Consider the following 20,409-nt stretch of genomic DNA (forward strand, 5'->3'; position numbering starts at 1 on the left):
TACCTTCTCGCGTTTACGTTTGCTATGCTGGTTTAACGGTTTAACGCACTGCCAATTCCCAGGCCTGCCATTGCAGCGCGAGGGAGCAGGGCGCTGCCGTGTGGTCGCGCCGACGTCACTTTTGTTCTTGTACTTGCGTCAGCAACTACCCATACCAATCAGGTTCACTCCAGGTCTGCAACGGACCTTTCCGGAGCCGGTCGTTCGCGACTATTGGCAGTTACCTCAACGATAAAAGCTGTTCCATCGCTGGAAGCGCCGTCCCATGGCGCGGCCACGCCGATCTATTGTCCTGAAAAAGAAGGAGAAGCTGTCATGAATGAACTCTATCGTCCCGACTTGAAAGCACACGTACTGACCGACGAACGCAATCGGGTGCGCACCATCCGCCACTCGCAGGAATATTGGGAAAGCCCGACCGGCGGTGGCTTGATGAGCGCTGCCGCCTACCTGCGCGAATTCGCCGGCGTGTATGAAATACCGGTCGCAAAATTTGATCGGCTCACCAGCAAAGTGGCGTTTCTCGATCCGGCCGAGCAAGGCGAAGAATATCGCCTGTCCGAAGAAAAACGCCAATTCGATTCCGAGACGTTTGGCTTCTACCAGACTTACCTGAATGTGCCTGTGTGGCGCGCCGGCCTGAAAGTCACGCTCAAGCATGGCCCGAACCGCGTCATCAAATCCGATGACACGTCGCAAAGTGGGGTGAATGCCAAAATGCCTTCGCAGGAGGCGATCGACAAATACAAGCGGCTGTTCACCACAGCCAATTCGACCACCGTGCAACGGCAAGCCCTACAAGCAAATCCGGACCTGCGCGCCGCTGCCGTAACCGCGGTCAACGCGGCTGGCGAAGACGAGAACGATCGCGAAGGCGTGGCGCTGCTGGGCCGTCTGTTCAAATTCGACACCGATGGCGAGGCGCGCGTCACGCAGACGCGCCTGGTACGTGGCCGCTTCTGGATCTATCGCTATGACGCAGCGGCGCGCCTGCCGGACGATGAAGGCGGCACCGTTCCCGTCCCCAAAGAGCAGCCGGCTCCTGAAACGCGCCGCAACTTGAAGAAGGGTGGGGGAGAGGTCGACGACGGCGTGCAGCCTTTGCCGTTTGATCTGCCGGAAGTGTCGCAAAAAATCCGCGACGGCATGTACTACATGGTGGCGGAAATCACCTTCGAGCTGACCTACGGGCAGGATAAGCACATGTGGCGTGCCCTGTTCGAACTTGAGACCGATTCAATTCTCTATCTGCGCCCGCTCGAAGGGCACGTGAACGGCTTCGTACACGCCACCGATCCGATCACCAAGACCGGCACCACGGCACCGTCGAGCGGCTCCACCAATGCCACCTTGAATGCCCTGCGCGACGACATGCTGCTGCAAAATCTGAACGGTCCAAGCGGCGGCGTGCAGCATTTGCGCGGCAGTTTTGCCGAGGTGCGCCAGGTCGAGGGCCCGGACATTGTGGCGCCCACGGAAACGGCGGGTACGAACTTCCATTACGATACCCGCAGCAACAACCTGGCCTCGGTCAGCGGCTACTTCCATGTGGACCGGATTTTCCGCACCATGCAGGACCTGGGCTTTAACGTGGCCACCTACATGGCCAATACTGTATTCCCGATCCCGGTCGACATCCGCTGTTTCAATGATGTGAACGCGCATTGCGTGGGCAACGGCACCGGCGGTATTGGCCACGCCGGTTTTGGCACCATGGACAGCAGCCTGCCGGGCGATCCGCTCGGGCGCGCCTGCGACCCGCGCGTGCACCTGCACGAAGTGCTGGGCCACGGCATTTTGTACGAGGCGGTCGACGGGGCCAACTTCGGGTTTGCGCACAGCGCGGGCGACTCATTGTCGCTGATCTATTTTGATCCCGATTCGCATTGCAAGGGCGTCGACGGCACCGCGGTCGGCAAACCGGGCGACCTGCGCTTTACGTATGTGCCGTGGCACCCCAGTCTGAACCGGCGTTGCGACCGCAGCGTGGCCACTGGCTGGGCCTGGAATGGCGCGCAGGACAATGGCGGCTACGGTTCCGAGGAAATCCTCGCGACAACACTGTTTAATTTCTACCGCTCCATCGGCGGCGACCATCCGGATCTGGGACGGCGCCAGTTCGCCTCGCGCATGGCCATGTACCTGATCATGCGCGCCATTGGCGACCTGACCCCGGCCACCAATCCGCAATACGCGCGCGACTTTGCGGCAGCGCTGATGGCCACCGATGCGCTGAACTGGACCAGCGAAGGCGTGTATGGCGGCGCCTACAACAAGGTGATCCGCTGGGCCTTCGAAAAGCAGGGCGAGTACCAGACCCCGCTGGTGACCAATGGCAGCGCTGCCGACGGCACCATCACCACGGCCGGCAAGCCGCCCCAGGTGGACGTCTACATCAACGACGGCCGCAACGGGGAATACCCGTTCCAGCACGTGCACTGGCAGACCACGACCATGTGGAACCGGCGTGCGGCCGACGGCATCGATGCGCACCAGGAACCGGAGCTGGGTGCGACCAACTATGCCTACGTCAAGATCCGCAACCGTGGCACCCAGCAGGCGCACAACGTGGTGGTGCGCGCCTTCCACACCAAACCTGGCGCCGGCCTGAACTGGCCTGCCGACTTTGCCGCGTTTGCCACGCCTTCCATCAATGTGGGCACCTTAAATGCCAACAACACCGAAGAGAAAATTGTCGGCCCCTTCGAATGGACGCCGAACATCAATGCCTACGGCCACGATTGCATGCTGATGGTGGTCTCGGCCGATGGCGACCCGTCCAATATCGATAACTTCACGGCGGGCGAAACCGTGCCCGAGTGGCGCCTTGTGCCGAACGACAATAACGTCGGTCAGCGCAATGTGACGGTCCTGCCAGCCGGCGGCGGCGAACTGGGCCTGATGGCCGGTCTGAATGGTAAGAGCTTCTTTGTCGGCAATCCTGACCCGAAACGCGGCAAGATCACCTTCAATGTGGTGCTGCCGGCACTGCTGGTCAAGCTGGGCTGGCGGCTGGAACTGGTGGACGTGGAAGGCGGCTTCACGCTTGCGTCCGGGGCCAAGCGCGAAGTCTTCATGCAGCTGCATCCAGGCAAAAACTTCACGCCCGCAGAGGTGGAGGCGACCACCGACCGCGCGTTCCGGATCGATGTCCTGTCCAACGATAACTTGATCGGCGGCATGACCTACCTGCTTGATCCGGCCTTGACCCGCCCTTGGAACGATGACAAGCCAAAAGATGGCGCCTGCTTGAACCAGGCGCAGCGGCTGGCCGAGTGCCTGGGCATCAAGCAGGATGTCGACCAAGTCTGCGTCAAGGAAATCACGGTGAGTCTGAAGATGAAGGGCAATTGCGGTTGCTGATGTTGGCATGCGCGCGTCGCGCCAGGGAGAAAATGATGGCTATAAACTTTGACTTGGCGCCACCGCCAACCACCGTCGATGGGCTGCTGGCTGTGCCCATCGACATCCAGAGCGTCGATGCCGTGTTCGTGTTTGACGGTGCGGCGTCGACCGGCACGGCCGATGTGACCATGGCCTACACGGTCGGCCCGACGGCAGGTAACCCAATCTTCGATCTGCGCCAGAGTATTGCCGCGGCCTGGATCGATGGGGTGGCCGTGCCGCCGGCGCAACTGGCGCACCACAGCTTTGGCAGCGGCAGCTTTACCGACCTGCGCGTGATGGCGGCCGTGCAAGCGGCTGGTTCGGTCCACACCCTGCGTGTGCAGTATGCGCTGGCCCTGCCAGACGCGCAGCTGGGCGGCAGCTATCTGCCCGCCCTGGCGTGGACGCCGGGACCGCGCCTGCGCTTCGTGTTCGGCTTGTCAGACCTGAACCGGGCGCGTTACGCGGAAGCCTGGCTCCCTGCCAATTTGCTGTTTGACCAGTTTGCGCTCACGCTTGAACTAGCGGTGACAGGCACGCTGGCGCCGCATTCGGTGATCACCAACGCGGCCATCACCGTGCTGGGGACCAACCACTGGCGCCTGGTGTTCCCGGCGCGGTTCAGCGCGCTGTCACCCATGCTGGAAGTGCGCGCCAGCGATACGCTGGAAATGCAGACCGACAGCACGATACTGCCGGTATCGGGCACCAACGTCACGCTGGAGGGCTGGAAGCTGGTCGGCAGCGCGACCAATCTGACCACGGCACTCAATTCACTCAAGGTCCTGCTTGCCGAAAACGAGAACGACTACGGCCCTTACCTGCACGGCAACCGCTACGTCGCCTTCTTCAACGGCAGTGGCGGCATGGAATACGAGGGCGGCACCACCACCTCCACCAGCGCGCTCGCGCACGAAACCTTCCACAGCTGGTTCGCACGCGGCATCAAGCCCGCGTCCCAGGCCGATAGCTGGTGGGACGAGGGCTACACCACCTACCATGACGACGGCGCCGACGACGCGCTTCCGTTCGACTTCAGCGCGGCGCCGGTGCTACTGTGTTCGCGCGACCCATGGCAGCGCCACACTGCGGGCAATGCCTACAGCGACGGCGCGCGCTTCTGGAAAGGTATAGCCGCCTTGCTGGGCGTGGCCACCTTCAAGACGCTGATGAAAGACTTGTACCTCACTTACCGTGGCAACCCGGTCTCGACCGCGATGATCGAGGAATATCTGCTGCGTCGTTCTGGCAACCCGCAAGTGGTCGATGCCTTCCATCGCTTTGTGTATGGCCTGGCCAATCCGTCGCCCGCGCCCGACCTGTGGTTGCGCGACGCATCTGGCGACCCGGGCAACGACAGCTGGGATGGCGCCTTCTGGAATTCGCCCGACCTGTGGATCCGCCGCGACAACGACAACGGCATCGTCCACCAGGCGCCCGAATACGGCCAGGACAACTGGTTCCATGCACGGGTACGCAACAAGGCAGGCAGCGGGGCGGCCCAGCACTTCGTGGTGACCTTCCACGCCAAAGGTTTTGCGGGTACCCAATTTCAATATCCGGCCGACTTCCTGCCAGCTATTGCCGCACGCGCCGAGTTCGACCTGGCGCCCGGTGCCACCAAGATCGTCAAAGCGCGCTGGCCACGTGCCCTGGTCCCGGCCGAAGGCACCCACACCTGCCTGCTGGCCTCGGTTATCGCGCGCGGCGATCACCCGATTGCAGGGCGCCATGTTTGGGAGCACAACAATCTGGCACAAAAAAACTTGACGGTCGTGGACATGCTGCCCGACACCTTCTTGATTGTGCCGGTGATCATCGCCAACTGGGAGCCGCGCTTCGGGCGCGAGTTTGCATTGGAACTGCTTGAGGTACGCGGTTCGGCGCCATTTGGCGCCAGTCTGCTGCATGCCTCACCCGAGATCTTTCGCAAGGCGCGCACCAAACCGAAGCAGTTCACGCCGTTTGCCGACCGCAAGCCGCCGGTGGCGCACGACATGGAACTGGAGTGCGGCGGCCACATCGACGGCGGCGCGCACCGTCACGATGGCAGCATCATGACGTCCAACCGGCGCGACCTGATCGAAAAACGTTTTCCTATTAGTTGGGAAATGCCGTTTGCCGCCGACGGCGCTGCCCGCATGACGATCGAGCTGGCGCCGTTTGACCAGATTGTGATGGGCTTGAAGGTCATGGTGCCGCGCGACGCCCAGCCGGGCCAGGTGATCCGCCTGCATTTCGCGCAGCGCAGCCTGAAGGGCAAACACTTGGTTGGCGGCATCTCGGTCGAAGTGCGGGTGCCGAAAAAGGAGGAGCAGCGCTCAGCTTCGTGACACCTTGTGCGCGGTGAGTGGAATCAGCGCCAACGCGACGGCGAGCATCCAGAATGCCGCAGGCAAGCTGCTTGCCTTGGCCACGAAGCCCACTGCTGCCGGCCCCAGTAGTACGCCAGCGTAGCCGGTGGTCGTCATCGCGGCAATGGCCAGGCTGGTCGGCATATCCTGCTGCGCGGCAGCCTGGCGGAAGAAGACAGGCACAATATTGGACGCGCCCAGGCCAATAAGCACAAACCCGGCCAGGGCGAGCGGCGCCAGCGGCGCCGTCAACAACATCACAAACCCGCCCACAGCGAGGGCGCCGCCCCACTGCAGAACGGTGCGGTCGCCCAATCTTGCCGTAATGGCGTCGCCGCTCAAACGGCCGGCGGTCATGGCAATGGAAAACAGAATATAGCCCAGTCCCCCATAACTGACCGGCACCAGGTTTTTCTCGGTGATCAGCAGGGCGCCCCAGTCGAGCATGGCGCCCTCGGCCAGGAAGGTGATGCCGGCAAGCGGCGCCAGCAACAAGACAATGCCGCGCGGGCGCGCCAGGAATGCACCACTTGCAGCCGGCCCGCTCGCCAGGAGGCGCGACGGCAGGAAGAGGGCAACGACGGCCATCACGGCCGCGCAAATGCAGGTGCTGGCCAGTGGCGACAGGCGGGCCGACAGCAGCGCCGTCATGACGGTGGCGCCAGCAAAACCGCCAATGCTGAACAGGGCGTGAAAGCCCGACATCAAGGGTTTGCCCGCCAGCTTTTCCACCTCGACCGCATGCACGTTCATGGCGACATCGATCGAGCCCAGCGCTGCGCCAAACACCAATAGCGCCGCAGCAATCTGCAGTGGCGTGGTGGCCAGCGCCAGCAGCGGCACCGTCAGCGCCAGCCCCCAGGCACAGGCGACGATGACCAGTTTGCTGCCGAGACGGCTGCACAGTCCGCCTGTAACCAGCATCGACAGTACCGAGCCCACGCCCATACACAAGAGCAGCATGCCCAGCAGCCGTTCGTCCAGGTTCAGACTGTGCTTCACGTACGGCACCAGGGGCGCCCAGCACGACAGGGCGAAGCCGGAAATCAGGAAGGCGAGCCGGGTTGCCAGCGCCGCGCGGGAGGGCGGGGCGGGGTGGCGTACGGGCGCAGCGTCGACAATATGCGGTTCCATGTTTTCTGATTGCCCAACGGTCAAAGAATGGGTTATTGTTCGGCTATTCTACATTGGGAGCGCTTCCATGAGTAATTCCAGCCGACTTGATTTGCTTGATGCCTTGCGCGGCTGCGCCATCGTGGCGATCATGCTTTTGCACAATGTAGAGCACTTCAACCTGATGGTGCCGGTGCCGGGCACGCCGAACTGGCTGGCCATGGCCGACCATTTTGTGCTTGCCGCCGGCTACCTGCTGTTTGGCGGCAAGGCCTACGCCGTGTTTGCCTTGATGTTCGGCGTCACCTTTTATCTGCAATTTCGCAGCCGCGCCTTGCAGGGAGAAGACTTCCGGGCTCGTTTTGCCTGGCGCCTGCTGCTCCTGTTCGGGTTTGGCATGGTCAATACGCTGTTTTACGATGGCGACATCCTGTCGCTATATGCCGTGCTGGGCTTCACGCTGATTCCGGTGGCAGGCCTGGGCAATCGCGCCTTGCTGGCAATTGCCATCGTTTTATCGCTGCAGCTGTGGCAGTGGGGCGTGCTGGCCGTGGCGCTGACCGAGCCGCCGCATGCGCTGGGCGCACCGGCGGCAGATGCTTACTTCATCCGTTCTGCCGAGTATCTGGCAAATGGCACGGTGCTGCAGGTGTGGTGGGGCAATCTGACCAACGGCAAAATGGCCACCATTGTGTGGAGCTGGGAAGCAGGGCGTCTGCTGCAAATTCCTGCCCTGTTCATGGTGGGCATGGTGCTGGCGCGGCAGGAACGGTTTCACGTGTCGGAAGCAAACCGGCAGTTCTGGCGCCGCGCATTCGTTTGGGGTTTGCTGGCCTTGATCCCGCTGGCGGCGCTGAAAGCGTCGCTGCCAGCATGGATTGCGAATGAAGCGGTGCGGCGCCCGCTGGGATCGATCGTGCAATCGTGGGCGCAACTGGCGGCATTGCCGGTACTGCTGTCGTGCTTGATTCTGGCCTACCATGCCGGCTTCGCCGGCCGCTTGTTTGCCTGGCTGTCCCCGATGGGCAGAATGAGCCTGACCAGCTACATGAGCCAGTCGCTGGTGGGCACATTCCTGTACTACGGTTTCGGACTGGCCCTGTATCGAACCGCAGGGCCGGCATTGTCGCTGCTGATCGGCGTGGTCATGATCGGCGCGCAGATTGTTTTCAGCATCTGGTGGCTGCGCACGCATCGGCAAGGCCCGCTGGAAGCCTTGTGGCACAGGGCGACCTGGATCGGCAGCGAGAAACATGCGCGGCGGCTAGCCACCTAGCGCTGGCCTTACCATCAGAACCGCACGGACATGCCCAGATCGACCGAACGTCCCTGCCCAGGCAAGGGCCGCAGTGCTCCTTTGTCAGCCGCAAGACCGCTCAGGTAGACGCCGCCCAGCGGGTCGTTGTAAAACTTGTCGAACAGATTGTTAACTCCGGCGCTGAGCAAGACGCTAGTGCTCAGTTGATATCCGGCGCGCAGGTTCAGCAGGGCGTAGCCCGCTGTCCTGCTTTCCAGCCGGCGCTGATCGACCCGGTGCTTCGGACCGACGAGTTTCATTTCAAATTGGCTATTCCAGTGACCGCTTCGCTGTTCCAGCGCAAGCAAAGCAGTCGGTGGCATGATGCGGTACAGCGCGCCGCCGTCCTCACGGCTGCCACGGGTGAAAGCCGCGTTGCCCGAAAAGTGAAGTTCACCAAACGGTGCGGTATGCGCAATTGGCACTTTCCAGGACAGATTGGCGCCGTACAGCGTGGTGTCGTGATTGGCAAACTGCAGCAGCGCGCCTTGCGCCTGTTTTGCCATGTAGGGCGTGAAGCTGGCCAGGGCATCGACGTCAATATAATCATGCACACGGTTGTAATATGGCGCGAGTTTCACAAACCAGCCGTTCGCATCTGTTCCGTGCCAGTGGGCAGTCAAGCTGACAGTGTTGGCAATTTCAGGGCGCAGGTCAATTCGGCCGACGTAGCCATTCCCATCGCCAAACCAGTTTGTCATGGTCATGGCCATGGTGCTGCGGCCCCAGGCAAAGCGCTCATAGAGATTGGGTGAACGGGTTTTGCGCGCATAGCCGAATTCAATCGCGTGCGTGGCGCTGCTCTCGTACTGCGCCGTCGCCGTCAAGTCCAGATTGGCGTCGCGCCGCTGATGCGCGCTTGTGTTGAACAGGGCTGCCGCCCCGGCGTCAGCTGCATTCATCATGTTGCTGCCGTAGGCCTGCACCCGGCCCGCGTCCGAATTAACCCATTCCCCGCGCGCACCGAACTGGGAAATCCAGGCCGTGCCATGGTGAGTCACCAATTCTGCAAACAGGGCAACGCGGTCGCGCTTACCATCCTTGATATTAACGTAGGTCTGCGGGCCCATCATCACCGAGCCCGGTACTGCAGGCCAATAGTCGTTCAGGCGGAAGATGTGGTACTCCTGGCCGGCGCGCAGCAACTGGCGCTCGCCCAGCGGGACGGTGGCGCGCACCGTGTACCCGAGATTGCGGCCCTCAGTCACCATGGGCATCGTGCCGCGCCGCTCCGGCGTGAAAAATCCCATCTCATGGGTGGTGTTTTGCCAGTACAGCGCGCTTTCCAGCTCGCCCCATGCCATCTGGCCGACGTAACGCAGGGTCGCATAGTGACCGGTGTTGTCGGTCATGTCCATGTATTGATTCGGGAAGCCTTCGTATGGAATGCGCTGCACCCCGGCCCGTAACGTCAGGCGGTAGGCATCGCCGCGCAGACCGAATGTCAGGCCGTGGTTCACGCTTTTGAACATGCTGGCCAGCACCCGATCACCATGGCCGTCCTGATAGCTGTGCGCGCGGGTATAGGCGCCATCGTAAGAAAGGCTGAGGCTGTCACTGGCGACCGATGCGCTGACGCCAGTCGAAAGCGCCTGATTGCTACTACGGCCAGTGACGGAAATGCTGCCCTGCGTACGCAAGCCAGCGCCTGGCTTGGCGAATACGGGCGCCGCGGTGGTCATCGAAATGGTCCCGCCGATATTGTCACCGCTGATACTGACGGGCGTAATACCCGCAGCGAGCTCGATGCTTTGTACTTGCTTGGGATCGACGTACGACATCGGGGGATTCATATGATTGGCGCACGCGGCAGTGACTTCGAGCGCATCGACCCTGATTTTGAGACGATCGTCGGCCAAGCCATTTACCACCGGCAGGGCAGAGACGCCGCCACTCGCCGCAACGTTGTAGCCAGCCGTGTTGCTGAGCAAGTCTGCGCTGTCGCTGGTGGGCGCCACGCGATAGGGATAGTGTTCGAGCAGCTTGGCCGTAATCACTACCGTGGGCAAGGGACCATTTTGATCGCTGGCGCGAACAGTTCCATAATTAAGTGCGAGCAAAACGGCGAGCGGGAGAGGTGCGAGCTTCATTTCTTGTTTTCCTTGACATGTTTTCTTTTTATGACTTGACCATGATCAATGGTCTGCCTCGGAATTTCATTGATGGAGATCAATAACTAGAATGTCATCTCAAGAAGCGGATTCGCACGCTGTCTGTATACTGCCAACGATCAAACCGAACAGGACATGCCATGACGATTGACTCGATCCACTTCACACCCTGGACTGCACTGGCCGGCGGCGCCATGATTGGACTGGCAGCCGTGCTGCTTCTGATCGCCAATGGCAGGATTGCCGGCATCAGCGGCATTGCGGGCGGATTGTTACGGCCCACCCGCGGCGATGTCGGGTGGCGCCTGGCGTTTCTGGCCGGTCTGGTGCTGTCGCCATTCGCGTATGGGCTGGCCGCGCCGTTGCCGACGGTGCAGGTGGACGCCAGCGGCCTGCTGCTGATTGTGGCGGGCTTGCTGGTGGGCGCGGGAACGCGCTACGGTTCAGGCTGCACCAGCGGTCACGGTGTGTGCGGCCTGTCGCGCCGGTCACCGCGCTCGATGGCGGCCACCGCTGCCTTCATGGGCGCGGGGTTTGTCACTGTGTATCATCTGCGGCACCTTGCCGCCTGAGGTGGACTGATGAAATCCTCCCTCAGCGCGCTGGCAGCCGGACTGCTGTTCGGCATTGGTTTGATCTTCTCGGGCATGAGCAATCCGGCCAAGGTGCTGGGCTTTCTTGACTTGGCAGGGCAGTGGGATCCCTCGCTGGCGTTTGTCATGGGTGGCGCCTTGCTTGTGGGCCTGGCCGCGTTTCCGTTTGCCGTGCGCATGCCACGCTCGCTCACCGGCGAAGCCATGCAAATTCCCACGGCAACCCGGGTCGACCGCCGATTGATACTCGGCAGTGTGACCTTTGGCGCGGGCTGGGGTCTGGCAGGGTATTGCCCCGGCCCCGCACTGGCCTCGCTCGCGACGGGCGGCACGCAGACGCTGCTATTCTGCATTGCCATGGTCGCGGGGATGGCCTTGTTCGCTTGGATCGAAGGCGCGCGCGCCAGCCCGGGCTAGTCGCCTCAACGGTGGGCTGGCGGGCTGGTCTCTTCTTCGCCGGCCGGCGCCACGTCTCCGGCTTTTTCTGCGATCGGTCTGGCGTAGCGCACCAGCGAAACAAGCATCTTGCCCGGTTCCTCGTTGAACATTTCGTGCGCCGAGTTCTCGAACCAGACCAGCGCCTTCGATGGTGCTTTTACGCGCGCGTACCATTCTGCTGCAGCACTGGCCGACACGTTGTAGTCGTGCCGGCCGTTGAACAGGATGATCGGGCACTTGAAGCGGGTGTAGCTGGTGTAGTCGAGGCCGACCACGTCTGCCAGCAAATGTTCAGTTGAATAATCATTGGCTTTCCACATGGTGCTCAAATCAGCGTCGGTATATTCGGGCGCCAGACGCGCCGCGCGCCCTTCGTGTTTGGCATCCTTGCGCCCGTACACGGCGCCACCGTAGTAATTGAGCCACTTGCGTTGCTTGTAGACGTCGGAAAGTGCGGCTGCCCGTCCGGGCGCGGCGTAGTCGCCCAGCGCTTCCAGCTCCGAGATCGCCTGGTCGTTCTTGTCGCGGCGCGCGGCTGCCAATGCGAACTGCAGACCACGGCGCTCGCTTTCTGGCGCGCTGGAGATTTGTCCCATCCCGATGTAGGCATGCAGCCATTCCGGGTGGCGATGGGCGAGCTCAATACCAAGCACGCTTCCCCAGGAATGCCCCAGTACGAAGATGCGCTCCTTGCCGAATTCGCGGCGCAGCCAGGTGACCATTTCCTCGGCGTCTTCAATCATCCGCGCCCGGTTCATGGTGGGGGCCACTTTGGCCGGATCATTGGCCGCGTACGTTTTGCCAGCGCCGCGCTGGTCCCATTGAACGACCGTGAAATAATCTTCCCAGCCACGCTGGAAATACCAGCTGGTCGGCATGGAGACAAACCCAGGCCCGCCGTGCAGCATCAACAAAACCGGATTGCGGCGATCGGTGCCGCGCACCGTAATCCATTGATCAATGCCGCCGATTCGCACCGCTTCCGTGCGTTCGATTCCCTGCGGCGTGACGATGCGCCGCATGTCGGCGATCAGCTTGACTGCTTCGGCGCGGCTGGCGGGACTTTGAGCCCAGGCTGGAATGGATGAAAGCAACAAGGTACAGGCAAAGGCAAGATGGAAGTTCATGGCTCTCTTGAGTTGTTGTCCCCACCATATGTTAGCAAGGGATCAGCGAGTTTGCTCATCCCGGACGCGCCTGCTTGCCATCAGGTGATGCTGCCGCGCGGCGTGCCAAGCGACTCGAGCGCCGCCACTTTGCTCACGGCAGCAACTGCCGGAATGGGCTTCGGCCTCGGTGGCGGATTGTCGGGCTTGAGGTTCTGGGCGGCAAATGGTCCAGTGCTCAAGTTGTAGGCGGCAATGGCAGCGGCAATCGCTGGATCGCGCGCTGCCAGTTGCGCCTGGCTGGCTGGGGAGGGTAGGGCGACTGGCAGCGGCGCCAAGTCCGGCTGGCGACTGACTGGGTCAGCCGGATCGCGCACTGGAATGGCAATTGGCCGGGCCGACGCCGCTGGCAGCAGCCGCTCACGCAAGGCAGGCTCGATGCGCGACAGCACGTCCGTCACGGCGGAATCATCGCGCTGCTGCGCACTGTTACCGGCTTGCTTGGGCTCACTGGTCCGGCTCGAATCGCGCGCCTCGATTTCGGCGGCAAGCGCGGCGCGCACTTCCTCACTGGCGCCGGCGATTTTTTCGTCGAGCAAACGTGCCGCCTCGCGTTCCGCCGCCAGTTGCTGTGCGAGCTGGCGTGCTTCGTCTGCAATGGCGTCGGCCTTTGTGGCGGCTGCGGCGGACGCAGCTTGGACCGCAAGGCTGGCATCTTGCGCTTGCACACCGTTTTCGCGAGCGATGATCGTTTGCGCTGCCGCTGACGGCAGGGCAGGGATGCCCAGTGCCTGTTCAGCCTGAAAAGGCGCAGTTGGTGCTGCCGTCGCGGGTGGCTGATTGTTTGCCGGCGCCACCGCCTCGTCACCGGGAAGCGCAAGGCCATTCGCAGGATCGTCGGGCAGCGCGCTTCCCTCACGAAGGGCATCTGTCAGCAAGTTTTGTACGAACAGCGCTGGCGACCGATCCTCCGCGATCTGGGCTTGCAGCGCAGGCGCGGCCAAGTCCAGCGATTCAAGGGGGTCCTGTTGTTCCTGGTCGAATGGCGCCAGCTGCGCGCTTTGCGACTGTATCTGGCTGCTCACGACGCCGAACAACGCGTCCGCACTGCGTGTCAGCAGGGCAGTGGTATCAGCGAGATCGTCCCGCAATGCGCTTTGCAGCGCCGCATCGTCGACCCGGAAGCTGCCGGGCGTTGACGGCGTTGGTCCGGTGGCGAACTGAAGGCCGATGCGGCCCAGCGTCACCCGGCCTTCGTCTTCGCTTGCGCCAAATTGCGCAAAGAATTGCGATGTCAGCGAACCCTGCCCGATGCGATCGGTCAGCGCACCAGCGTCGTCGACCGGGGCAAGTTGCAGCTCATTAAATACGTTTGCCAGCGCTTGCAGGCTCGCTGTCACGTTCGCAAAGGCATCGCTGCTGTCGTTGTCACGCTCCAGCGAGGCCTGCAATTCCAGCGTCTTCTTTTGAAACAAGGAGGCCAGCGACAGAAAGCGGCCCTGGGTTGACAGGTCGACTGCGGTGGGCGCCACCGATAGCAGACTAAGGGACTGGCCTGCGTCGACGACCGGCGTCTGCGGCGCGGTGATGGGATTGGCTGCCGAAATGGCGCGGAGCGTCGGCACTGCAGTTTGCGTGATTTCCATGATGCAACTAGCTCTCTGAAATTCTGCTCTGCTGATTGTCTTACGCAAGGCCTCTGCCGGACTGTGCGTAGACGAACACAGGCGCCCAACTGAAGTAAAAAACAACGTTATTTTCTGTAGTGTGAGTGTCAACGTTGTTGTGGAGATACCATGCGCCTGCATTCAGCGCATCGTCTGAATACCTTTGCCACAGACAAAATTTTAGGAGTTCCTATGTCGAACCTGCATTCCTCCCGCGCCCGTCACCTGATCGTTGGCGCCTCGCTCGTCAGCGCCGCGTTCGGTGCCATTGCTGCGCCTGCCGCGCCGCTGGACCGCTTCAGCCTGTCGGCTGGTGCTTTCAGCACTGAGCCTGAAATCAGCGTCGATGCGGACACCAATTTTGGCCGCATCGAAAGTGGCGATCAAAAAGGCAGCCGTACGACCTTGCCGAAAGTAAAAGCCGAAATGTTGATTGGTGACCGTCAATCGATTGCGCTCGATTACATTCGCTACAGCAAAACCTACAATCCCACCTTGTCCGGCGATACCGTGATCGATGGCGAAACCATCTCCGGCACGGCCAAATTCGACGGTAAATTGCGCCTGGACCTGAGCAAGGCCGCTTACAAGTGGTGGTTCGGCGACCAGAACGACGTATTCGCCGTGGGCATTGGCGCGGCCTACTACCGCGCCAAGGTGGGCGGCACGGCCAGCGCCACGGTGCAAGGCACAGTTAACGGGCTGCCAGTGTCGCGTTCGGTAAGCGGGACCGATTCCACCAGCGACGATGCCTATGCACCAGTGCTGGACCTTGGCTGGCGCCATTCGTTCTCCCAGGATGTGCGCATTTATGTCGAAGCATCGGGCATCAAGAAAAATGGCGGCAAGATCAATGGCCACATTTATTCCGGCGCGGTCGGCGTGGAATGGTTCCTGGCCAAGAATATCGGCCTGGCACTTGACTACGGCATCCAGAAGATCGACCTGCGTCGCGACAGCGACCGCGATAGCGCACTGCGCATCAAACTGGCGGGTCCGTCGGCGTATCTGAAGGCGCGTTTCTAAGCGTGACATGAACGCCGGCACGGCGTGCCGGCAAGAGGGAAGCAACGCCAACCGGAACCGGTTGGCGTTGGCGTTTCAAGGGTCAATCAAGCGCCGGCCTTTGCGCGGCGCCGCAAGCTTGCACCAATCAGACCGAGTCCCACCATGAACGTGCCCAGGGTCGCCGGCTCGGGCACGGCATTGATCACCGTCCACGACAAAGCATCCGGCCGGCCCGTAAAACTGGTCGTGCCTTCGCCGGTGAACGCGGCGAAATACCACCAGCTGGAGTCGCTATACAAATCGAAGGTGCGTGGCGATGTGAAATTCATCGCGTTCACAAACGGTGGGTACGAATAAACTTGCGCGATTGCGTCCACGGAAATGCCATCGAGGACATTGGTGCCATTGCCACGCATGTCCAGATATTCGTATTCCTCTGTTCCCCGATAGCTACGGGCCAGATACAGACTGGCGCGCCCATAATCGATGCTCCAGGCGTAAGCATGTCCGTCGACCGTCGTGGTGCCGTAAAACTTGGTGGTCGTGTCATTCGCCCATTCCGACACAGTTGTCGGCGTGTACGACTTTGACGGAAGAAAGGCCGTGTCGACCGTCATCGTCTGCGTATAGCGTTTCCCCTCGAGGTTCAGACCCGTTTGAAATAAATTCAGGCCGTCCGTACTACCCGGCGCCAAGGTGCCGGCGGAGGTAAAGGTAATCAGGGCTGCGTGCGCCGGTGACGCGGCTGCGCAGGAGAAGAGGATGGCCGACGCCACCAGTTTGAAGGAAATGGACATGTGGAATTTGGCGTTTCCGCGAATTGTAAAACGCCGATATTATCTTATTTGCATTCTTAATGCTAAAACATTGTTAATCGAATCGCCATGTTGAGCCGTCGGGCCCAGCCACGCGCTGACGCGCAGGGGCCAATTATTCACCCTGCATCATGAACGCCGGTGAATCGGGCATATATGCTCAATCATCCCGCTTTCTTTGAGCAAACGGCTCAAGACTGTCGTTCTCCTTCACCGCTAAGCTCCCCCTCCATTACAAGTTGTGAACAACACCTCAGGGGACAGCAATGAAGCAGCAATACAAACAAACCACCATGGCCGCGGCCGTCGCACTGGCGCTGGCCGCGCCCAATGCATGGGCGCAGCAAAATACCGACGCACCAGTGGCGCGCGTCGTCGTTACCGGCACCAATCTCAAGCGTGTCGACAGCGAAACCGCCTCACCAGTACAGATACTGACGCGCAAAGAGATCGAGCAAAGCGGTGCGCAAACCGTGGCCGAAATTCTGGGCAATGTCGCCAGCAATGACCACGGCGCCATCTCCGACCTGGGCGGCACCAATTCCTGGGCCAGCGGCGCTTCCGGCGTGTCGCTGCGCAATCTGGGCGCGACCGCGACCCTGGTTCTGCTGAACGGACGGCGCCTGTCCTCGTACGGCTTTGCGGACGGGCTGCAAGCGAACTTTGTGAATATCGATGCCATTCCTAGCGATGTGATTGAACGCGTCGAAATCCTGAAAGATGGCGCGTCAGCGATTTATGGCTCGGATGCGATTGCCGGTGTCATCAACATCATTACCCGGCGCGATTTCCGCGGTGTGGGCGTGAAGGTGGCCGCGCAGCAGTCCACCCGAAACAGTTATCTGGACGCCGAGCAGAAATTCTCCGTAACAGGCGGCCTGGGCGACCTGGACAAGGATGGCTACAACGTCTGGGCCCATGTGGAAGGCTTCCATCGGGTCGGCTACAAGGACCGGGATGCCCGCCCGTTCCTGCCGGACTGGTATCTGCGCATGAATCCCGAGCGCAATGCGCTGTCGACCGGCTCCGTTCCAGGTAACTATGTGGGACGTTACCCAGCCAATTACAGCAATCCTGCATTGGCAGGCAAGTCGATCAACACGGCAGCGCCTGGCTGCGCAGCGGCCGATCTCAGCGGCGGGCTATGCTTCTACGATTACTGGAAAGACAGCGATGCACGCGCGCCGGCCGAGCGCCTGACCTTCATGTCGGGCGGGCGCATGAAGCTGGGCGCCACCACCACAGGCTACGCCGAGCTGCAACTGGCGGGCACGCGGGACGATTACCATACGGCGCCACCGCGCAGCAACGTGAATGGGGTAGCACTGTCGTGGTACGACTCCATGAAGGGCGAAATGCAGTACTTCACCGACCCGAAACTGCCGGTCGGCCACGCCAGCAATCCATACAGCTTCCCGATCGGACTAAATTACCGCTTTGCCGACCACCCAGAGATGTTCAAGAACGTTGGTTCCGCCAGCCAGTTCCGCGTGCTGGCCGGCCTGGAAGGGCAGGACATGGGCTGGGACTGGGACGGCGCAGTCGGTTTCATGGGTTCGACGGCGAAACAGCGGCAGCACCTGTACCGCGACCGTTATGCCTACGCCGACGCGATCACCAGCGGCGAATACAAGTTTGGCCAGCAAAACAGCCGCGAGCTGCTGGACCGGATGTTCCCGAACATGGGGTCGCACGGGCAGTACCGCCAAGCGTTTGTCGACTTCAAGGCCTCGCGCGAGCTGATGCAGCTGCCCGGCGGGCCGCTGCAAATGGCAGCTGGCTTCGACCTGCGCCACGAATCGTTCGAGCACAAAAGCAGTGACAACGTGCTGGCAGCGCAGATCGTGCAGTTCAGTGGCGTGTCGATTGCCGGTTCGCGCAACCTGGCTGCCGCCTTTGTCGAACTTGGCGCACCGTTCACGCAAAAGCTGGAAGGCAGCTTTGCTCTACGCGGCGACAAGGCGATTCACCGCGCCGGTGCAGTCGTGCCAAAGTTCGGGCTCAAGTACAAGGTGTCGAACGCGTTCATGTTGCGCGGAACAGCAACCGAAGGCTTCCGCGCGCCAAGCATCCCGGAAACCGGCAATGGCGGCGCATCCTGGTTCAACAATGGTTACACCGATCCGAAGCGCTGCGCGGCCGCGACCGAGCTGCGCAACATCCTCAACACAGGCAATGCCGCCGACAAGAACAATGCGCTGACCGCCTACGCGCTGGGCTGCTCGGTCAGCTTCCCGGCCGCCGTGACACCCAATCCGGACTTAAAGCCCGAGAAGACCAAGAGCTTCACCCTTGGTTTCGTTCTGCAGCCGATGCGCGAGATCAGCATCACCTTCGACTACTACAACATCAAGCGGCGCGATGAGATCGCAGTCAAGAGTGTGGACGAAACGCTGGCCAATGAAGACCGGATTGCCGGCCTGGTGCAGCGCGACCCGCTCAGCAGCCAGGATAGCGAACTGGCCCAGCGCGCCAGCGAATTGGCTGGCCGTAACGTGGGATTCCCGATCGGGCCGATCAAAACCATCGCCGCGCAATACGAAAACCTGGGCAAAACGGCCGTCTCCGGCATCGACGTCGAGGTGTCGAGCCGCTGGATGCTGGGCGAATGGGGGAAAATCAACGCTGGGCTGGAAATGAACCGCCAATTGTCCTACCGTGGCTGGGACGCGTACCAGAACACCTACACCGAGAACTATGTGGGCTTTCGCGGCACACCGCGCATGATCGCCATCGCCAAGGCCAACTGGGAACTGGGCAAGGTGAATGTGGGCTTGCGCGTGAACCACAGCAGTGCCACACAACTGGGCTGGAGTTCGCTCGACACCTCCAATTCGATCGAGGGCTGTGCTGACCGTGACGTGGACGCCGCCGCTTGCCGGATCGCTGCCGATACCACGGCGGACCTGTGGACCAAGATCCAGCTGATGCAAAACACCTCGCTGTCGGCCAATCTGTTCAATGTATTTGACCGCAAGGACCCAGTGCAAATGCGTGTCGGCAGCGGTCTGCCTTTGCGTGGCCGCACCATCTTGCTGACGCTGGAGCACAAGTTCTGATGCGCGCCGTTCCTGCCTTAGCGGCCAGCATTGTTCTGCTTGGCATTGCAGCAGCAAGCAGTGCGCAAGAAAGTGATCCTCATCTGTGGCTGGAAGAAGTACAGTCCCCGCGCGCGCTGGAGTGGGTCGGCGCGCGCAATGCGGAATCGACCCAGGCGTTGACCAGCCTGGCGCAGTACCGCGCCCTGCAGCCCGCCATCAAAGGCGTGCTGGACGCGCCTGGCCGGATTCCCGGCGTGGAAATGCAAGGGAAATGGCTGTACAACTTCTGGCGCGACCCGCAGCACCCGCGCGGACTGTGGCGCCGTACCACGCTGGCAGAGTATCGGAAGGCGCAGCCGCGCTGGGAGACCGTGATCGACGTCGACCAGCTGGCCGCTGCCGAAAAAGAAAACTGGGTCTGGGGTGGCGCCCAGTGCCTGGAACCGGCGGCGCGGCGTTGCCTGGTGAGCCTGACCCGCGGCGGCGGCGATGCCCACGTCGTGCGCGAATTCGACGTACCGTCACGGGGCTTTGTGCGCGGCGGCTTCAGTTTGCCGGAAGCGAAGGGCAGTCTGGCCTGGATTGACCAGAACCGCGTGTTCGTTGATACCGATTTCGGACCGGGATCAATGACCGAATCAGGCTATCCCCGTGTCGTCAAGGAATGGCAGCGCGGCACGCCGCTGGCCAGCGCAGTGACGGTGTTTGAAGGCCGCGAAAGCGATACCAGCGCAAGCGCATGGAAAGACTTCACGCCCGGGCATGAACGTGAGTTCATCATCCGCAGGCCCACGTTTTTCACGAATGAACTATTCATCCGCGAACAGGGCGTGCTGACAAAAATCGCCAAACCGGAGGACGCCGAAGCCTACACCATTGGCGACCAGCTGATGATCGAACTGCGTAGCGACTGGCAGGTTGGCGGCAAGGTCCATGTACAGGGCTCGCTGCTGGCGATTCCGTACCGGGCTTTCCAGCGCGGCGCGCGCAACTTCGATGTGCTGTTCACACCGACGGCAAGCAGTTCGCTGCAATCGGTCGTGGCGCTGCGCGACGCCATCATCCTGGTGGAAATGGACAATGTGCTGGGCAAGGTCGAGGAACTGGTGCATCGCCAGGGGCAATGGCGACGGCGCACCGTGGCCACCCCGTCGTTCGGCAACGTGGCGGTGGCGGCACTGGACGGTGCGCGTTCGAATCAGTACTTGCTGACCGTTGGCGGCTTCCTCCAGCCGACCACGCTGATGCTGGCGCGCGCCGGCAGCGATGAGCACACGCCGCTCAAGTCGATGCCAGCCTATTTCGACACAACGCCCTATAAAGTAGAGCAGTGGAGGGCGCTTGCCGACGATGGCACAGCAGTGCCGTATTTCGTCGTGATGCGCAAGGACGTCGTGTTCGATGGCAGCAATCCCACGCTGCTGTATGAGGGACGGCCGGGATTCGTGTTTTTCACGCCAAAGCGCAGATAAGCCAATG

Annotated in this window: 13 protein-coding genes; 8 read left to right on the forward strand and 5 right to left on the reverse strand. The window is 61.6% G+C overall.

The annotated features are described in order from the left end of the window. Positions 1-315: 315 nt before the first annotated feature. On the forward strand, positions 316-3,363 hold the full coding sequence (locus tag BUC24_RS09540; protein WP_073214249.1) for a hypothetical protein: 3,048 nt from the start codon (positions 316-318) through the stop codon (positions 3,361-3,363). A 32-nt stretch (positions 3,364-3,395) separates the two neighbouring features. Continuing rightward, positions 3,396-5,720 (forward strand): M1 aminopeptidase family protein, encoded by a 2,325-nt coding sequence (locus BUC24_RS09545; RefSeq protein WP_143167446.1) that lies wholly within the window; start codon positions 3,396-3,398, stop codon positions 5,718-5,720. On the opposite strand, the gene BUC24_RS09550 is transcribed toward BUC24_RS09545, so the two are convergent. After that, positions 5,709-6,875, reverse strand: coding sequence for an MFS transporter (locus BUC24_RS09550; RefSeq protein ID WP_073214254.1), 1,167 nt, complete (start codon positions 6,873-6,875; stop codon positions 5,709-5,711). The two genes, BUC24_RS09545 and BUC24_RS09550, sit on opposite strands and share 12 nt — an antisense overlap. A gap of 67 nt (positions 6,876-6,942) precedes the next feature. On the opposite strand from BUC24_RS09550, the gene BUC24_RS09555 reads away from it, so the two are divergent. Then, complete coding sequence (locus BUC24_RS09555) at positions 6,943-8,130, forward strand: DUF418 domain-containing protein (RefSeq protein WP_073214256.1); 1,188 nt, start codon at positions 6,943-6,945, stop codon at positions 8,128-8,130. A 14-nt stretch (positions 8,131-8,144) separates the two neighbouring features. Here the strand turns inward: BUC24_RS09555 and BUC24_RS09560 are convergent, their stop codons facing one another. Further along, positions 8,145-10,241 carry a TonB-dependent receptor gene (locus BUC24_RS09560; protein ID WP_073214261.1) on the reverse strand — a complete coding sequence of 699 codons (2,097 nt, stop codon included), beginning with the start codon at positions 10,239-10,241 and terminating at the stop codon, positions 8,145-8,147. Positions 10,242-10,402: 161 nt separating this feature from the next. Between BUC24_RS09560 and BUC24_RS09565 the strand changes: the two genes are divergently transcribed. Further along, complete coding sequence (locus tag BUC24_RS09565) at positions 10,403-10,834, forward strand: YeeE/YedE family protein (RefSeq protein WP_073214264.1); 432 nt, start codon at positions 10,403-10,405, stop codon at positions 10,832-10,834. 9 nt (positions 10,835-10,843) lie between these two features. Further along, positions 10,844-11,272 carry a YeeE/YedE family protein gene (locus BUC24_RS09570; protein WP_073214267.1) on the forward strand — a complete coding sequence of 143 codons (429 nt, stop codon included), beginning with the start codon at positions 10,844-10,846 and terminating at the stop codon, positions 11,270-11,272. 5 nt (positions 11,273-11,277) lie between these two features. Here the strand turns inward: BUC24_RS09570 and BUC24_RS09575 are convergent, their stop codons facing one another. Both BUC24_RS09575 and BUC24_RS09580 read right to left on the reverse strand, forming a co-directional pair. Next, on the reverse strand, positions 11,278-12,420 hold the full coding sequence (locus tag BUC24_RS09575) for an alpha/beta fold hydrolase (protein WP_073214268.1): 1,143 nt from the start codon (positions 12,418-12,420) through the stop codon (positions 11,278-11,280). Positions 12,421-12,500: 80 nt separating this feature from the next. After that, a complete protein-coding gene (locus BUC24_RS09580; protein ID WP_073214271.1) occupies positions 12,501-14,045 on the reverse strand; it encodes a hypothetical protein in 1,545 nt (514 codons plus the stop codon). A 213-nt stretch (positions 14,046-14,258) separates the two neighbouring features. Here BUC24_RS09580 and BUC24_RS09585 point away from each other — a divergent pair, with 213 nt between their 5' ends. Continuing rightward, positions 14,259-15,092, forward strand: coding sequence for a hypothetical protein (locus BUC24_RS09585; protein WP_073214273.1), 834 nt, complete (start codon positions 14,259-14,261; stop codon positions 15,090-15,092). 86 nt (positions 15,093-15,178) lie between these two features. Here BUC24_RS09585 and BUC24_RS09590 read toward each other — a convergent pair whose 3' ends face one another. Further along, a complete protein-coding gene (locus BUC24_RS09590; RefSeq protein ID WP_073214276.1) occupies positions 15,179-15,871 on the reverse strand; it encodes a PEP-CTERM sorting domain-containing protein in 693 nt (230 codons plus the stop codon). 284 nt (positions 15,872-16,155) lie between these two features. Here BUC24_RS09590 and BUC24_RS09595 point away from each other — a divergent pair, with 284 nt between their 5' ends. Further along, positions 16,156-18,948: a TonB-dependent receptor domain-containing protein gene (locus tag BUC24_RS09595; RefSeq protein WP_073214279.1), complete on the forward strand. Its 2,793-nt coding sequence runs from the start codon at positions 16,156-16,158 to the stop codon at positions 18,946-18,948. After that, entirely contained in the window at positions 18,948-20,402 is a 1,455-nt protein-coding gene (locus tag BUC24_RS09600) for a prolyl oligopeptidase family protein (RefSeq protein ID WP_073214282.1), read from the forward strand. The genes BUC24_RS09595 and BUC24_RS09600 overlap by 1 nt, the downstream gene beginning before the upstream one ends. Positions 20,403-20,409 lie beyond the last annotated feature (7 nt).

It is taken from the genome of Massilia sp. CF038 (assembly GCF_900129765.1).
Taxonomy (GTDB): domain Bacteria; phylum Pseudomonadota; class Gammaproteobacteria; order Burkholderiales; family Burkholderiaceae_D; genus Telluria_A.

Bases quoted from the DNA above. Each gene is read 5' to 3' on its own strand.
- BUC24_RS09545 (WP_143167446.1), top strand. From the start codon at position 3,396: ATGATGGCTATAAACTTTGACTTGGCGCCACCGCCAACCACCGTCGAT.
- BUC24_RS09555 (WP_073214256.1), top strand. From the start codon at position 6,943: ATGAGTAATTCCAGCCGACTTGATTTGCTTGATGCCTTGCGCGGCTGC.
- BUC24_RS09580 (WP_073214271.1), bottom strand. From the start codon at position 14,045: ATGGAAATCACGCAAACTGCAGTGCCGACGCTCCGCGCCATTTCGGCA.
- BUC24_RS09565 (WP_073214264.1), top strand. From the start codon at position 10,403: ATGACGATTGACTCGATCCACTTCACACCCTGGACTGCACTGGCCGGC.
- BUC24_RS09590 (WP_073214276.1), bottom strand. From the start codon at position 15,871: ATGTCCATTTCCTTCAAACTGGTGGCGTCGGCCATCCTCTTCTCCTGC.
- BUC24_RS09595 (WP_073214279.1), top strand. From the start codon at position 16,156: ATGAAGCAGCAATACAAACAAACCACCATGGCCGCGGCCGTCGCACTG.
- BUC24_RS09585 (WP_073214273.1), top strand. From the start codon at position 14,259: ATGTCGAACCTGCATTCCTCCCGCGCCCGTCACCTGATCGTTGGCGCC.
- BUC24_RS09600 (WP_073214282.1), top strand. From the start codon at position 18,948: ATGCGCGCCGTTCCTGCCTTAGCGGCCAGCATTGTTCTGCTTGGCATT.
- BUC24_RS09550 (WP_073214254.1), bottom strand. From the start codon at position 6,875: ATGGAACCGCATATTGTCGACGCTGCGCCCGTACGCCACCCCGCCCCG.
- BUC24_RS09570 (WP_073214267.1), top strand. From the start codon at position 10,844: ATGAAATCCTCCCTCAGCGCGCTGGCAGCCGGACTGCTGTTCGGCATT.
- BUC24_RS09575 (WP_073214268.1), bottom strand. From the start codon at position 12,420: ATGAACTTCCATCTTGCCTTTGCCTGTACCTTGTTGCTTTCATCCATT.
- BUC24_RS09540 (WP_073214249.1), top strand. From the start codon at position 316: ATGAATGAACTCTATCGTCCCGACTTGAAAGCACACGTACTGACCGAC.
- BUC24_RS09560 (WP_073214261.1), bottom strand. From the start codon at position 10,241: ATGAAGCTCGCACCTCTCCCGCTCGCCGTTTTGCTCGCACTTAATTAT.